The sequence below is a fragment of the Mycoplasma sp. HS2188 genome (genome assembly GCF_025209835.1).
GTDB lineage: Bacteria > Bacillota_I > Bacilli_A > Mycoplasmatales > Metamycoplasmataceae > Mycoplasmopsis.
Window position 1 is genome coordinate 1 of record NZ_JAOAOI010000069.1, and the last position, 586, is coordinate 586.

Annotated in this window: 1 protein-coding gene; it reads left to right on the forward strand. The window is 31.4% G+C overall.

The window, feature by feature from the left end; translation table 4 throughout:
- Nucleotides 1-245: MAGa4850 family ICE element protein (locus N1F73_RS04015; protein WP_260360174.1), on the forward strand; the 245-nt coding region annotated here is incomplete at its 5' end.
- Nucleotides 246-586: the final 341 nt, after the last annotated feature.

Genomic DNA, 586 nt, shown 5'->3' on the forward strand with positions numbered 1-586 from the left:
TGCGTAAGGGTGATAAAAAAGTTATGCTGCAAAATGGTTTTTATGATGATATGAGCCGTAGTGGTGTTTTTAGAATGCATAATGCTTTTGCTGAGCTGTTAGGGTTTAGAGTTAAACAAATTTATCAGGTTGTAAGAGGTGTAGAGAAAAAATTTATTTGCTTAAAAAATAAACTCGGACAAGCTTTTAGAAAGTTTGTCGGTTATGAGTTTAAGTGCGAAAGATATTTAATTATGAAGTTTTAATTAGATAAAAGAGAGTCATGTATATGGACGTGTAGTTTAATGTAAAACACGATTTGTGATACGTATTCTGGTTCGAGTCCAGATAGTCCGCTGAAAATTAAACATGATTCTGATTAAAACAAAATTAGATATTTTTAAAAAATGGAGAACTATCGATGTCGGTGGTGTTCTTTAGCATTGCGATGATGGGAAAAACGAAGATTTTGAGAGTGGGAAATTTTGGTTTGGACAAAATCTGGAACATAAATATATTAGTCATGTATATGTAATATATATGACGTGGGAGATTAATGAATAGACAAAGGATATATTCTAATATCGAGTTTGCTAAATACGGTTTG